Annotated in this window: 13 protein-coding genes and 1 tRNA gene; 13 read left to right on the forward strand and 1 reads right to left on the reverse strand. The window is 36.1% G+C overall.

The window, feature by feature from the left end; genetic code table 11:
- Positions 1-211: 211 nt before the first annotated feature.
- Positions 212-287, reverse strand: a tRNA-His gene (locus ACXAC4_RS01605).
- A 175-nt stretch (positions 288-462) separates the two neighbouring features.
- Between ACXAC4_RS01605 and ACXAC4_RS01610 the strand changes: the two genes are divergently transcribed.
- The 13 genes from ACXAC4_RS01610 (at position 463) to rffA (ending at position 15,001) form a co-directional block, all read left to right on the forward strand.
- Positions 463-1,278: a mechanosensitive ion channel family protein gene (locus tag ACXAC4_RS01610; protein WP_475158542.1), complete on the forward strand. Its 816-nt coding sequence runs from the start codon at positions 463-465 to the stop codon at positions 1,276-1,278.
- An 18-nt stretch (positions 1,279-1,296) separates the two neighbouring features.
- Positions 1,297-2,073: a DUF481 domain-containing protein gene (locus tag ACXAC4_RS01615; RefSeq protein WP_475158544.1), complete on the forward strand. Its 777-nt coding sequence runs from the start codon at positions 1,297-1,299 to the stop codon at positions 2,071-2,073.
- Between the two features lie 125 nt (positions 2,074-2,198).
- Positions 2,199-4,802 (forward strand): polysaccharide biosynthesis/export family protein, encoded by a 2,604-nt coding sequence (locus ACXAC4_RS01620; RefSeq protein ID WP_475164022.1) that lies wholly within the window; start codon positions 2,199-2,201, stop codon positions 4,800-4,802.
- Between the two features lie 14 nt (positions 4,803-4,816).
- The gene (locus ACXAC4_RS01625; protein WP_475158545.1) at positions 4,817-5,737 is read left to right on the forward strand and encodes a Wzz/FepE/Etk N-terminal domain-containing protein; all 921 of its coding nucleotides are present in this window, start codon (positions 4,817-4,819) and stop codon (positions 5,735-5,737) included.
- A gap of 59 nt (positions 5,738-5,796) precedes the next feature.
- A complete protein-coding gene (locus ACXAC4_RS01630; RefSeq protein WP_475164024.1) occupies positions 5,797-6,735 on the forward strand; it encodes a sugar transferase in 939 nt (312 codons plus the stop codon).
- 21 nt (positions 6,736-6,756) lie between these two features.
- The gene (locus ACXAC4_RS01635; RefSeq protein ID WP_475158546.1) at positions 6,757-7,926 is read left to right on the forward strand and encodes an O-antigen ligase family protein; all 1,170 of its coding nucleotides are present in this window, start codon (positions 6,757-6,759) and stop codon (positions 7,924-7,926) included.
- Positions 7,913-8,791 (forward strand): glycosyltransferase, encoded by an 879-nt coding sequence (locus ACXAC4_RS01640; protein ID WP_475158548.1) that lies wholly within the window; start codon positions 7,913-7,915, stop codon positions 8,789-8,791. The genes ACXAC4_RS01635 and ACXAC4_RS01640 overlap by 14 nt, the downstream gene beginning before the upstream one ends.
- Positions 8,792-8,804: 13 nt before the next feature.
- The gene (locus tag ACXAC4_RS01645) at positions 8,805-9,899 is read left to right on the forward strand and encodes a glycosyltransferase family 4 protein (protein WP_475158550.1); all 1,095 of its coding nucleotides are present in this window, start codon (positions 8,805-8,807) and stop codon (positions 9,897-9,899) included.
- On the forward strand, positions 9,896-10,948 hold the full coding sequence (locus ACXAC4_RS01650; protein ID WP_475158551.1) for a glycosyltransferase: 1,053 nt from the start codon (positions 9,896-9,898) through the stop codon (positions 10,946-10,948). The genes ACXAC4_RS01645 and ACXAC4_RS01650 overlap by 4 nt, the downstream gene beginning before the upstream one ends.
- Positions 10,949-11,019: 71 nt before the next feature.
- Complete coding sequence (gene rfbB / locus ACXAC4_RS01655) at positions 11,020-12,102, forward strand: dTDP-glucose 4,6-dehydratase (RefSeq protein WP_475158553.1); 1,083 nt, start codon at positions 11,020-11,022, stop codon at positions 12,100-12,102.
- Positions 12,103-12,106: 4 nt separating this feature from the next.
- The gene (rfbA, locus tag ACXAC4_RS01660) at positions 12,107-12,982 is read left to right on the forward strand and encodes a glucose-1-phosphate thymidylyltransferase RfbA (protein ID WP_475164027.1); all 876 of its coding nucleotides are present in this window, start codon (positions 12,107-12,109) and stop codon (positions 12,980-12,982) included.
- Positions 12,979-13,884: a formyltransferase family protein gene (locus tag ACXAC4_RS01665; protein WP_475158554.1), complete on the forward strand. Its 906-nt coding sequence runs from the start codon at positions 12,979-12,981 to the stop codon at positions 13,882-13,884. The genes rfbA and ACXAC4_RS01665 overlap by 4 nt, the downstream gene beginning before the upstream one ends.
- Positions 13,871-15,001 carry a dTDP-4-amino-4,6-dideoxygalactose transaminase gene (gene rffA, locus ACXAC4_RS01670; RefSeq protein ID WP_475158556.1) on the forward strand — a complete coding sequence of 377 codons (1,131 nt, stop codon included), beginning with the start codon at positions 13,871-13,873 and terminating at the stop codon, positions 14,999-15,001. The genes ACXAC4_RS01665 and rffA overlap by 14 nt, the downstream gene beginning before the upstream one ends.
- Positions 15,002-15,021: the final 20 nt, after the last annotated feature.

Here is a 15,021-nt window from a genome sequence, read left to right on the forward strand (position 1 = left end):
AAACTACAACCGATTTATGATTTAAAGATAGGTAAAGAAGAGCTTTCATATTCTCAATAAGGTATTTGCTTATTTAGAGTTTACGCTTGCAAGCCATCGTTTATGGCGACAAGAAAATCAGTGTAATATTTTGATGAGGTTGATAATTAAAAAAGATGAGATTTAGAAATTTTAAGTAAGATTCTTGAATCTGAAAACACTGAAGAGAAGATGGGGCGACTGATGGGGCTCGAACCCACGACAACCGGAATCACAATCCAGGGCTCTACCAACTGAGCTACAGCCGCCGCAATACCACCTTGTTTGGTGTGGCGCGCATAATACATAAAAAAACTCGGCTTGCAAAGCATAAATTCGATTTTATTTAAATTTAATGAAAAAGTACCTTTTCATAAAGGCAAAGTTCATATTCAGCGTGTATAATGCGCAAAATTCACTCATCAAAAAAATTAAGGAGAGTGCATGGACGTTCTAATCAACTGGATCAACGAAAATTCAGATCTAATTACTCACTATATTTTGCAAGGCATTTTAGCCATCGTAATCCTACTATTAGGATTAAAGGTTGCTAAGTTCTTTGGTAATTTTACCGAAAAAGCATTTGCAAAAAGAAAAATTGATAAAGCAGTTGCCGGTTTTATCTCAAATATTGTCTATGCGCTGGTATTCGCTGCGACGGTATTAATGGCGTTATCGCAAGTTGGTATCGAAACCACATCGTTCGTTGCCATCTTAGGTGCTGCAGGCTTAGCAGTTGGTTTGGCACTTCAAGGATCACTATCTAATTTTGCTTCTGGTGTGTTAATAATCATTCTTCGTCCGTTCAAGTCTGGTGACTATATTGAAGCTGGCGGCAAAGCGGGTAGTGTTGAACGCATAGAGATCTTTGCAACAGAATTACGCACTCCAGATAATAAAGTCATCATCATGCCTAACTCAGCAATCATGGGGGGCGCTATTGTTAATTACTCTCGCCAAAAAACTCGTCGTATCGATTTAGTTATCGGTGTGAGTTATGACGCTGACCTTCGCCAAACAAAAGAAGTATTAAAGAGTGTACTAGACAAAGAGTCTCGCATATTAAAAGATCCAGCCTATACTGTTGCTGTTTCTGAATTGGCTGATTCAAGCGTAAACTTTGTTGTGAGACCTTGGGTAAATACAACAGAGTATTGGCCAACTTATTTTGACCTAATCGAAAATATTAAGATTGCGTTAGACGAAGCAAATATTGCAATCCCATATCCACAAATGGATGTTCACCTACATAAAGATTAATTACAGGGTAATCTATAAATGAAATTAAAACTTTTATCTCTTTGCGTTATTGCAGCAACCTCTTTTCAAAGTTTCGCAGAAGAAGCGAAAGAGCAGAAAACATGGGATGTAACAAGTGAAGTAGGTGCGATTATCACCAGTGGTAACACGTCAACGACAACACTTAAAGGTGGCATTAAAGCAAAGCATCACTTAGAGAACTGGAATAACGAATACAAGATAAGTGGCATCTATAAAGAGGATGAAATTGACAATGATGCGGGTGAGCGTGAGAAAAAACGTACCAATGAAAAGTATTCAGCATCAGCACAAGGCAACTATAAGTTGAATGAAGATCATAGCCATTTATTCGTTTATGGTTCGTATGATTCAGATTACTTTGGTGCGTACCGTAATGAAGCAGTATTATCAATTGGTTACGGCCTTCGCTTACTTAATCGAAGCGATATGTATTTGAATGCTGAAATTGGTCCTGGTATCAAACGCTTTGAAGAGCAAAAGAAATTTGATGAAAATGGTGTGCGTTTACCAACTGTGACAGACAATGAAGCAATTGGCGTTGCTAAGTTAGACTATAACTGGCAGATCTCAGACAATGCGCGTTTCACACAATTAGTTGCAGTTGAATACGGTGATACCAATACAAAAACGGTATCTGAATCTGCACTACTGACAAAAATCAATGGCTCACTCCAGATGAAATTTGCTTATAACATCACACACAACTCTGATGTAAGTGATGACAAAGAAAATACAGATACAGAGACATCTTTAACATTAGTTTACAGCTTTTAACATACCATTGTCGTAAACTTGTAATATAGACAAAAAAAGGGGCTTCAGCCCCTTTTTCTATGCATGTTACTTCGTGTAGAATATGCAATCTTTTTGGCCACAGCTTATAGGATTTAAGTTTGAATATGTTTTTTAAACGTGTCTTTGTATTGATTTTAATGCTTTTTTCAAGTGTTTCTCTGGCATTTACACCAACCCAAGCACAAATAGAACAGTTTAAAAAATTGCCAAAAGCTCAGCAAGAAGCCCTGGCGAAGCAATATGGTATCAATTTATCTTCTCTAGGAAATGTCTCTCAGCAGTCTGAAACATCGAAGCAAGAAAAACAGTCTGTAAATGAGCGTGAGATAGAGGAAACTGAGCAAAAGAGCGAAATTGAACGTTTAAACCCGACTGATAAACCCCTTCAGCCGTTTGGTTATGCGCTTTTTTCTGGGAGCCCTACGACTTTCGCTCCGCCTGAAAATGCATCAGTACCAGATACTTATGTGCTAAGCCGAGGTGATGTAGTCAATGTTACTTTCTATGGCAAAGAAAGCGCTTCTCATACTCTAAAAATAGATAATGAAGGTCGTTTATCGATCCCAAACTTTTCACCTGAGCAAGTTGCTGGCCTTAAATATGGTGAGTTTAAAAAGCTAATTCAAAGTAAAATCGAAAAAGAAGCAATTGGTTTAAACGTTTTCGTTTCAATGTCTCAATTAAATCCAATGCGAATTTTAGTCGTTGGTGAAGCTTACAAACCAGGTAGTTTTATGGTTTCGCCACTATCTACAGTGACTCATGCTTTATATGTTTCGGGTGGTGTGACTGATATAGCAAGTTTGAGAAATATTCAAGTAAAGCGAAATGGTAAAACAGTCGCTACTTTAGACTTATACGACCTGCTTCTAGATGGTAACACTGAGGGGGACATTAACCTTCGCTCAGGTGATGTCGTGTTTATTCCATCGGTTGGCCCACAAATAACAGTAAAAGGTGCAGTTAAAAGAGAAGGTATTTTTGAATTAACACAAGAAGATGATCAAGCATCAGTAGTGAAAATGTTTGGTGGTTTTAAAGAAAATGCATTCACTAAAAATGTAGCTGTGCGCCGCATTGTTGATGGTGCAAAAAGTCGCATCATTTCTGCTGATTTCTCTGAGTCGACTAGTGGCTTTTCACCAAAAGCAGGAGATCTACTTACTGTAAAAGAGGTGAGTGAAGTAGTTACAAATTCAGTAACTTTGATCGGTGCGGTTGTCAGACCAGGATCGTATGAATGGTATGAAGGTATTACCATTGATAAGTTGTTTCTAAACTTCCGAGATGACTTACTTCCTCAAGCCGACTTTAATTACTCAATTATTGTCAGAGAGAAATCTGCACTAGGTGAAATTGAGGTCGTTCAATTCTCTCTTGCAGACGCGCTTCAGAGCAAAAATGTCGCTCTTGAAAAGAATGATGAGATTTATATCTTCAGTCGCTTCCAAATGAAGCAAGTAGAAGAGCTAGCTTTAGCAAACTTGGCATTAACTTCCGAGCAGAAACTTCAACAAGAAAAGGTGAAGTTATGGCATATCTTTGAATTTGAGCAATTTAAAAACACAATAAAACTATCTAATGAAATATTAGAAAATGAATTTACAGTTATCAATACACCTGAAGATAAAATGTATGCAAGTTTTAGTCGTAAAAAGCTACTAAAACCAGTACTCAAACGCTTAGAGTTCCAAAGCTCTAATCTAACAAAATCACATATATTAGAAGTGCGTGGACAAGTTCGTTTCCCAGGAAAATACCCATTGTCGTCAAACTCAACAGTAGAGAAGGCGATCAAGGCTGCTGCTGGTTTGTTAGAATCAGCATTTACTGAAAAAGCTGAACTAACACGGTTTGTCAATACAGAAGTAAGTCTTTTTGAGCACTTACAAATCGATATTAATGATGAAAAAGTCTTAGCTATGCAACTGGAGGGCAAAGATACATTAAATGTACTCATGCAACCGAATTGGCAAGATGATTACAAGGTGAATCTTGCGGGAGAAGTTCGTTTCCCAGGAACTTACACCGTAAACCGCGGTGAAACTCTATATGATGTGATTGAGCGTGCTGGTGGTCTATCGGCTCATGCAGAACCTAAAGCCGCGATTTTTACTAGGTTAGCTATTAAAGAGCAAGAACAGGCCCAGTTATCTAAACTTTCTGATGAATTAAGACGAGAAATCGCATCTAAGAGTTTTCAGCAATCAGTTGGTGGTGGAAGCTCAATTAACTATGATGAAATGAGCAGGCTTTTGAATGATTTAGCTAATGTGGAAGCTGTTGGAAGGTTAGTAATAGATTTGCCAGATATTTTACAAAAAGAAGAGCTTTTAATTTTGCAAGATGGCGACTCTTTATATGTACCAGGTAGACAAGATTCTATTTCAATCATCGGTGAAGTTAATTACTCATCCTCGCATTTGTATAAATCAGGTGTATCAATAGAACAGTATTTAGAGTTGAGTGGTGGCATCAAAGACCGAGCAAATGAAGAGCAGATTTATGTAATCAAAGCAAATGGTGCTGTTTTCATTCCTAAGTCATCGGGGTGGTTCTCTGTTAATTACCATAGCCAATTAGAGCCAGGCGATACGATTGTTGTGCCGATGGACCCTTCACATATGGATAATTTAACCCTTTGGAATACTGCAACTCAGATATTATTCCAGCTATCAGCAAGTGTTGCTGCAATTACGAGACTTTAACCAAAAGAGTTATTATGAGCAATTTAATTAAAGGCAATGATATTAATTTAAAAGAGCTTCTATTGATTCTTTGGAAAGGTAAGTGGATTTTCTTTTTTATTACTTTAAGTTTTTCTACTGCTAGCGTATTTATAAGCTTATCGTTACCGAATATTTATCAGTCGAATGTTGTCCTATATCCGCAAAAAGACGAGGCTGGAGGTGGTATATCTGCACTGGGTGGGCAGCTAGGTGGTTTAGCTAGTTTGGCTGGGGTTAACTTAAAAGGCTCAGATAAAACAGATTTAGCTATTGAGATATTAAAGTCGAGAAAATTTATTGATGAATTTATTAATGAGCATGATTTAGCTGTTCCAATCCTAGCTGCTAAAGAGTGGTCAAAAGATAATAATACGTTAATTTTTGACCCTGAAATATACGATGTTGAGAATAAAAAGTGGTTAAAAACTTTTTCTGATGTGCAATCAGATAACCCATCGACGCAGGCATTGTATAAAGCATTCAGAGAGCTTCTTTCAGTAACTAAACTAAAAGAGGCTGGCTTAGTAAGTATCTCTTTTGAGCATGTTTCACCGCATTTTGCTAAAGGGACCGTTGATAAACTTGTTGTATCAATTAATGCGGTTATGAAAGAGGAAGTTATTAATAACTCTGATAAAAGTATTGATTTTTTAAGTGAACAATTAAATAAAACGGATGTAAATAATATACAAAGTGTTCTTTATGAACTAATAGAAGAACAAGCAAAAAACAGAATGTTTGCTGAAGTTAGAGATGAATATATCTTTAAAACAATAGATCCTGCCATAGTGCCGGAAAAGAAGAGCTCACCAAACCGAGCTTTAATTTGCATTATAGGTACATTTTTGGGAGCGTTTTTAGCTTTTATTATTGTGGTAGTTTCTTACTTTGTTAAAAACGAAAATAAATCTTAATGAATAGGGTCGCTAGAGTGTCTAAATTAGGTAATGACAAAACAGTTACTGTTAATGGTTTGAGTATTGGAAAACGATTCAGAACTAAAAAGCACGCCCTAAATCAAAGGGTTATTTATGTTTACTGTCCCGAAAATAGAGTTAATAAAATACAAGAGCTTTCAAAGAAGTTTGATTTTGATGTTGTAATAAACGACTATTCAATAACTGACTTAACTAGAAAAGTTATTTGTCATTATGAGAGCGCATTACTTTCAGAAGAGAAAAGATCCTTCTTAGTAACAGCAACCGAGCTAGGTTGTTGGGTTGAGCCATTAGTCAGCTACCTAGATGGTAGGCTTGGTTACACAGAGGTTGAACTATTGGGAAGTAGCTACTTTCTTCATCAAAAAGCATTCTCTATACTTTCTACAAAAAGAACTCAAATAGCCAAAAGAGTGATTGATTTAGCTGCGGCTATTACACTTCTTCTAATTACGTTGCCTATATCTTTAATAACCGCAATTCTAATAAAGTTAGAGAGCAAGGGTCCTATCTTTTATAAGCAGAAGAGAACAGGGCTATATAATGAAGAATTTGAAGTAATAAAATTCCGTTCTATGGCTCAAAATGCTGAAGCCTCTGGCGCACAATGGGCGAAAAAGAATGATTCTCGTGTAACTAAAGTCGGTAAATTTATTCGTAAAACACGTATCGATGAGCTGCCTCAGATCATAAATATCCTAAAAGGTGAGATGTCAATCGTAGGCCCAAGGCCTGAGAGAGAGTTCTTTATCAAAAACCTAGAAAAAGAAATCCCTTATTATAGGTTTAGACATGCAGTGAAACCGGGCATCACAGGTCTAGCTCAAGTTTGCTTCCCGTATGGTGAATCATTAGAAGACGCCATTTGGAAGCATAAATATGATACATACTATATAAAGCATCACAGCACATTTTTAGATTTAAAAATCTTACTAAAAACTGTGAAGGTCGTTATTTTTGGAATGGGGCGCTAGTAAGCTAGCAGCCTCAAACTTATGCTTTTTATACTGGAAAGAATAAAACTTAATCAACTATTTTGTTCACTACTTTTAGTGTTGTTGGTTTTTTCTATTTATAATAGAACATTCTCTTTAGGGTTTGATTTTCGTTTTATTGTATTGCCAATCTTATTCATTGGTTTGTCCCTTACTTGCATACTAAAGTTGAAAGAGAAAGACTATTACATTCCGATAGCAGTGCTATCGGTCTTGTTTTTATTGATCCTTATCTTTGTGCAAGACCAACTTGCATGGTTGAGCTCCGATTTACCTAAGAATAACTTCGTTTATAAAAATGTGCTTGTTCTGTATTTTTATAACTTTTTAATTGTCTTTTACTTGCTGTTAAATAAAGAGAATTTTAATCAAAGCGTGTTTATTAATACGCTTATTTTCTCAAGTGTGTTTTTAGCGCTATCCTGTATTTATCAATTGCTATTAGGTGATCTTCCATTAGTATCTGCAAGCTCTACAGGTGAGATTTTCGAAGACAAAATTTCCTTATTAGGAGTAAGGCCGGCAGGATATGCACACGATCCAAACTACACTTCTTTGCTAATGGTTTTTTCAATATATGCAGTTTACAAATTAGAGAATAAGTCTTTATTTCATTACATGTGCTTATTGCTATTTGCATTTACTTTGTTTGCATCAGGCTCAAAAACAGTAATGATGATTTGCTTTTTACTGTTAACTAGATTGGTTTTTATCAAACTAAAAATAAAAGTTTTATTTAATGTTGGTTTTATTTTTGTCTCAACTTTTGGTCTATTAATATTGCTATCTTTGTTTGAGCAATTATCGACATTTTCACAGCGATTAACAATGTGGAATTTAGCCATAAATGGTTTTTATGATAGTCCTTTGATTGGGCAAGGTATTACAGGGGTAAGAAGCTTGCTGTCGTTAGATATGAGATACGTTCAACCACATAATGGCTGGCTTGCATTGCTTGTCGATCATGGCATTTTTGTATTTTCAGTGATCGTCGCTTTTATCATTACTTTAATGTTTAAAGCTAGCACAAGAGGCTTCAGGTACCTTATTGTTGTTTTTTGCTTTTTATCTATCTCAAACGAAATGTGGGTATACCCTTACTGGGTATTGTTCCTTGCGTTCCCTTTTGTATTTAAACTTAATTTAGGAACTAAAAATGTCAATGAATGACACTTTAGTAAGTATATATATTCCATCTCATAAACGTCCTGTTGAACTTGAAACCGCGGTTAAGTCTGTATTGAATCAAACTTACACATCAATAGAGCTAATAGTTGTACTTGATGGTTTATGTTCTGAATCTGAAGAGTTTCTAATTAAAACCTCTAACATAGATAAAAGGTTAAAGTACTTAATAAATGAAGAGCCTAAAGGTGCATGTAATGCCCGAAATAGGGCTATTTCAATTGCTACAGGTGAATTTGTTACAGGCTTAGATGATGACGATATAATGGAGCCTGCTTGTATCGCAGAATACCTGCAGCATTGGAATTCCAAATATGCTTTTCTTTGTGCAACCTACTCAATGTTTGGAGTTGAATCAACTCGCTTCAAAGAGGAAAATTTAGAATATCTCCCAAATAGTCTTTTAGAAAGAAACTATGTAGGTAATCAGGTCTTCACAAAAACAGAGCAGTTGAAGCAAAGCAGTTTTGACGAAGAAATGACGGCTTGGCAAGACTATGATTGCTGGCTGAGGCTCGCATTCTCTGCAAATAAACCTTTTTTAAAATTAGGCAAATCACTATACAAAGTGAACGTAGATCCTAAAAGAGCACGCATTACAACAGGAACTAGAACAGCTAAAGGTGCACAACAGTTTTTGGCAAAACATATAGAAAAGCTAGAAGGAAAGGTTCAGTTTTGGCTATTTAGTGATTTAGTGAACCGAGGGCAGAAGATCCCCGTTTGGTTAACTTTATCCTTAATCGGCACCTCTCAAAGTAAAAGGGCGTTTTACTTTATGTTAAAACACTCAGCACTAGGTCGTGTGGCTTTTTATTGTAAAAACCTAGTCGCTAAAATTAAGTCGTAATTAGAGAATTTTAATGAAAGTTTTATATCTTTTAAACTCAAATGGTGTAGGTGGTGCAGAGGCATCCATCAGAAGAATGGTTGATAAAGGGTTTGTTGACTCTCAGGTAGTTTTGCTTTGGGCTCATAACAATGTCCAAGAAAACTTCTGGCAGAATAGAAAGATGACCCAGCTTACACAAGAGAACTCGCCAATATTGGGTTTCATCAAGTCTATTTTTAGACTGCCTAAATTAATTAAAAGTGAAAATGTAGATGTTGTGCAAAGCCAGTTAAAAGGGGCTGATTTACTTTTATCTTTTTTGATCTTTACTGGTTTAGTAAAAAAAGATTTTACTTACTTAGTTAGCTTGCGAAATTCTTATGATTTTTATTATGGCAATGGTTTTGTAAATAGATGTGTTGGCCGTATTCATAGGTTTCTAATAAACAAAACAGCAGATAAAATCGTCGGTGTGTCGAAACAGGATATAGACAGGTTTACTAAAGCATTTGGCGATAAGTTTAGGGTAATTGAGAACTCCGTTGATATCTCAAACTTCAAAACTAAAGAAAATTTAGAGCTCGATTCAAATGTTGAAATTGCACTTGTTGGTAATGTTAAACACAGAAAAGGGTACGATAAATTAAAATATATCGTTAATTATCTAAATACCACTTTCCCTGAGAGCCATTTTACCTTTTTGATAGCGGGGGCGGTTGAAGATAACGTTTATATGGAAGAAGTTAAAGCTTTAGAGCAAGGTAATGTCTCAATTAAGTTTTTAGGCAAAGTTGAAAAAATTAACGACTTGCTGGTTTCTTCAGATATATTTTTGTCTTTATCGAGAGAAGAAGGGTTACCGATTTCAGTGTTAGAAGCTATGGCTTCTAAGCTTCCAATTTTGTTGTCAGATATCCCGGCACATAGCTTGATTTTGGAACCAAGCGTTTCGCAAAGTATTCTTTTTGAGACACAAGAAGACTTGCAAAAATCTTTACATATGCTTTTGGAGTCAAAGGCGCTTAGAGAGACTATTGTTCGTGAACAATATACTAAGCTTACGAGAGACTTCAGCCTTGAGCGTATGTGCGAGCAATATCTTCAAAATTATACAGGTGAAAAATGACAAAGCTATTAATGATTACCAACTCATGTAGCGGTGGTGGTGCAGAGAAGGTATTTAATAGTTTATTAGAGGGTCTAAAAGAAAATAACGCTGTAGATTTGAGTCACCTTTACCTTCAAGGTGATTCATCAAGTCGGTTATGGAAGCTTTTTGCAATATTTAAATTTATTTGGACGCTTATTAAGTTTAAACCTGATGTTGTGCAATCACATCTTCTGTTTCCAAATATGTTGAATGTACTGTTGTCTAAAGTTTTTAGATATAAGTCACAAATTGTTTGCCATAGCAGTTTCGAACGATTTATAAACACTAGATTAGAGCTGTTAATACGTAAACTTTATGGCTCTTCACATAGTGTAGTATGTGTATCTGAGGAAATGGCTAATCAAGCTAAAGCCTTTCTTAACAAAGAAGTAAATATTGAGACTATCTATAACCCACATGTCTTAGACACATATGAAAAGTTATCTATGGAACAATCCGAACCATACTTTGATGATTATTTTATTGTCGTAGGTAGATTGATTAAATCAAAACGAGTTCAAGATGTGATTGATGCAATTCATAAAATTGATCGTCGTGAGAATCTTCTTATTGTGGGTACAGGACCTGAATATGAGACACTTTCAGATTATGTAAAACAACTAGGTTTAGAGCAGCAGGTAAAATTTACAGGGCTACTAAGTAACCCTTACCCCTATATAAAGCGTGCTAAAGCTATGGTGTTGGCCTCTGAAACGGAGGGCTTCCCTAATTGTTTAGTAGAGGCTTATGCTTTAGGTGTCCCTGTGATTACATCTAACTGCAAGACAGGACCTGCCGAGCTATTAGGTGTGTCATATGAAGAAAAGGCATTAAAGCAAGTTAACCGTAATAGCTTTATTTACCCAGTGGCAGATAAAGAAGCTTTAAAAAAAGCTATTCTTAAGTTTAATAGCGAATACACAAATTCAGAAGATTTAAAAAACACAGTAAGCTATCTCAATTTAAGCAATGTTGTTAAACAGTATGTTGAGTCTGTAGATAGAACCTTGGTCAAACGTCGTTAATTTATTCTTTTAGAGAAAGAGTAGCGATAGCTCTAAACTGTGAAATAAATAATATTTAATAGGAGTTACATGTGAGAATTTTAATTACTGGCGGAGCCGGTTTTATTGGCTCGGCAGTTGTTAGACACATCATAAATAGCACTGAAGATGAAGTGTTAAATGTCGACAAGCTAACCTATGCGGGTAACTTAGAGTCTTTAAACTCCGTATCAGCAAATCCTAGGTATCAATTTGAACAAGTTGATATTTGTGACAAGCAGTCTATGGAGAGGTTGTTTTCATCATTCAAGCCTGATGCTGTGATGCATTTAGCAGCTGAAAGCCATGTCGATAGATCTATTTCTGGCCCATCAGAATTCATTCAAACAAACATAGTCGGTACATACACTTTACTGGAAGTGGCAAGGGCGTACTATTCGTCATTGGCCTTGGAGCAACGCGAAGCATTTAGATTTCATCATATTTCAACGGATGAAGTTTATGGTGATTTGCCACACCCTGATGATGTAGGTAAAAAAGATGGGTTACCACTTTTTACTGAACAAACCTCATATGCACCGAGTAGCCCATATTCTGCAAGTAAGGCTTCAAGTGATCATCTTGTGAGAGCGTGGCAAAGAACATATGGCTTACCAGTCATTGTAACTAACTGTTCAAATAATTATGGACCATTCCACTTCCCTGAAAAACTAATTCCATTAGTGATACTTAATGCGTTAGAAGGGAAGCCTCTACCTATTTATGGTAAGGGAGATCAAATTCGAGATTGGTTGTTTGTAGAAGATCATGCAAGAGCGCTTTACAAAGTAGTGACTGAGGGAAAAGTTGGTGAGACTTATAATATCGGCGGTCATAATGAGAAGCGTAACATTCAAGTTGTTCAAACAATATGTGAAATATTAGACGAGTTAGTACCTAAAAATAATAAGTATTCAGAGCAAATTAAATATGTAGAAGATAGACCAGGACATGATCGCCGCTATGCAATTGATGCAACTAAAATGCAGAAAGAGCTTGGTTGGGTGCCAGAAGAAAGCTTTGAATCAGGCCTAAGAAAAACAGTTCAGTGGTACCTTGATAATTCGCAATGGTGTGAGAATGTTCAGTCTGGAAATTATCAAAGAGAACGCTTGGGCGTAATTAATGAGGGTTAATGAAATGAAGGGGATTATTTTAGCCGGTGGCTCTGGAACACGTTTATATCCTATTACAATGGGAGTATCTAAACAGTTACTTCCAATATACGATAAGCCGATGATTTATTATCCGTTATCAGTACTAATGTTAGCTGGCATAAATGAAGTTCTTATTATTACAACTCCGGAAGATCAAGATAGTTTTCAAAGCTTGCTGGGTGATGGTAGCCGTTTTGGAGTGAAATTAAGTTATGCAGTTCAGCCAAGCCCTGATGGCCTAGCTCAAGCATTCATAATAGCTGAAGACTTCATAGGCAATGATAGCGTATGTTTAGTGCTAGGTGACAATATATTTTACGGCCATGGTTTTTCGCCAAAATTGAAAAGAGCTGTAGAAAACTCAAAGCAGGGTGGCGGAGCTACTGTTTTTGGTTATGAAGTAAAAGACCCTGAACGCTTTGGGGTTGTAGAGTTCGATGAATCTTCAAAAGTTATTTCAATAGAAGAAAAGCCTAAAAAACCAAAATCCAATTTTGCTGTTACTGGGTTATATTTTTATGATAACTCTGTAGTTGAATTAGCAAAGAGAGTTAAGCCTTCTGAAAGAGGTGAACTTGAGATTACCTGTTTAAATGAAATGTACTTAAATAATGATTCATTGAACGTTGAGCTACTAGGCCGAGGGTTCGCTTGGTTGGATACTGGGACTCATGATAGTTTGCTTCAAGCGGCTCATTTTGTTGAAACTATAGAAAAGAGACAGGGTTATAAGGTTGCTTGTCTTGAGGAAATTGCATTCAACAATGGTTGGTTAAGTAAAGAGCAAATAGCAGAGGTTATTAAGCCACTTGTAAAGAGTGGTTACGGTAAATATGTTCTTGAGCTTATAGAAAAATGAATAAAAAAAGAGTTTGTTTAAATATACTAGGTAAAAAGGGCTATGAGTGCATAAAAGGTGTTATAGACTCTGAACTTTATAAAAGCCTAAATATTCTTGTCGTAATAGGACAAGATAAAAATGTGACAAATGATTTTTCTTCAGAAGTAAAAAGTTTATGCGATAGTAATAATATCTCCTTTTGTTACAGAGAAGAATCAGTAGAATATAGTGATTTTGACTTTGTTTTTGCGATTGGTTGGCGCTGGTTAATTCGTGATGTGCACGAGCGGAAGCTTATTGTGTTTCATGATTCCATTTTACCCAAGTATAGAGGTTTTGCTCCTTTGGTTAATGCAGCTATGAATAAGGAGCCTCAATTAGGCGTTACAGCATTATATGGTCATAGTGAGTATGACAAAGGCGAGATTATAGGGCAGCGAATAATAGATGTTACATACCCTAAGAGAATTAATGTTTTAATTGACGAAATTTCGAATTGCTATGCAATTCTTTTTAAGAGTTTAATTAAACAAATTTTATCGGAAAAGCCAATTCTCTCTACAGCCCAAGACGAAACCGATGCTTCTTATAGCATTTGGCTAGATGATGAAGATTATTTTATTGATTGGACAGATAAGGCTGAAAGTATCGTTCATAAAATAAATTTATTAGGAGCGCCTTATAAGCATGCATGTGCTTTTTTAAAGGGTGATAGAGTCAGCTTATTGTCAGCCGAAGTTTATAAAAAACTAAAAATAGAAACGCAACATATTGGAAAGGTTATGTTGATTGAAAATGGGTGCCCAGTAATTATTTGTGGTGAAGGTTTGGTTAAGTTGACTGACTTTGCAGATTCACAAGGGAACTCTCTTATTCCTTATACCTCTATTAGAGCAAGATTTCAAAATGATTCCATTTAATATTCCCCCAAGTCTAGGCTGTGAACTAGATTATTTAAAGCAAGCGATTGAATCAGGTAAACTTTGCGGTGATGGCCCATTTTCAAAGCTGTGTGAAGAATGGTTTGAGAAAAATTTTAACACAGCTAAGGCATTACTAACGCCATCTTGTACTGCTTCTTTGGAGTTAGCGGCACTACTTATTGATTTAAAAGAAGGTGATGAGGTTATTATGCCTTCATACACTTTCGTTTCAACTGCAAATGCTTTTGCGCTTCGCGGAGCTGTGATTAAATTTGTAGATGTTGATGCAAGTACAATGAACTTAGATCATGATCTGATTGAATCTGCCATTACAGAGAAAACGAAGGCTATTGTCCCAGTCCACTATGCTGGTGTTTCATGTGATATGGATGCAATCTCTGAGATAGCGAAAAAGCATAACCTTTGGGTTATTGAAGACGCAGCTCAAGGGGTTATGTCTAAATATAAAGGCCGTGCTCTAGGTACGCTAGGGCATATTGGTTGCTTTAGTTTTCATGAAACGAAGAATTATTCCTCAGGTGGTGAAGGAGGGGCTATCTTAATTAACTCTCCAGAGTTAATTGAAAGAGCAGAGATAATTCGTGAAAAAGGGACCAACAGAAGTCAATTTATCAACGGGTTAGTAGATAAATATACTTGGCAGGATATTGGCTCAAGTTTTTTACCAAGCGAGCTCCAAGCAGCCTTTTTATTTGCACAGCTAAAATCTGCAACAGAAATTAACAACAAAAGGTTGTCAGTTTGGAACAAATATTTCAGCGAGTTATCTGAGTTTTTGACTGAATCTGTGATGCCATATATCCCTAAAAACTGCGAACATAATGCTCATATGTTTTATTTAAAACTTAAAAATAAAGAGCAAAGGAGTAGCTTTATAGCTTATATGAGGGAGCAAGGCATAATTACGCCTTTCCATTATGTTCCTCTTCACTCAAGTCCTGCAGGTAACAAGTTAGGAGAATTTATAGGTGAAGATAAGTTCACCACAAGAGAAAGTGAGAAGTTAGTAAGGTTGCCTCTTTATTATAATATGGCTGAAGAAGAACAAGAAACTGTCATAAAAGCAGTCAAAAAGTTCTTTGTTGAAAATTAAACGAGTTTAGAGATTAGGTT

Source organism: Pseudoalteromonas sp. AWM4_233, from assembly GCF_056158285.1.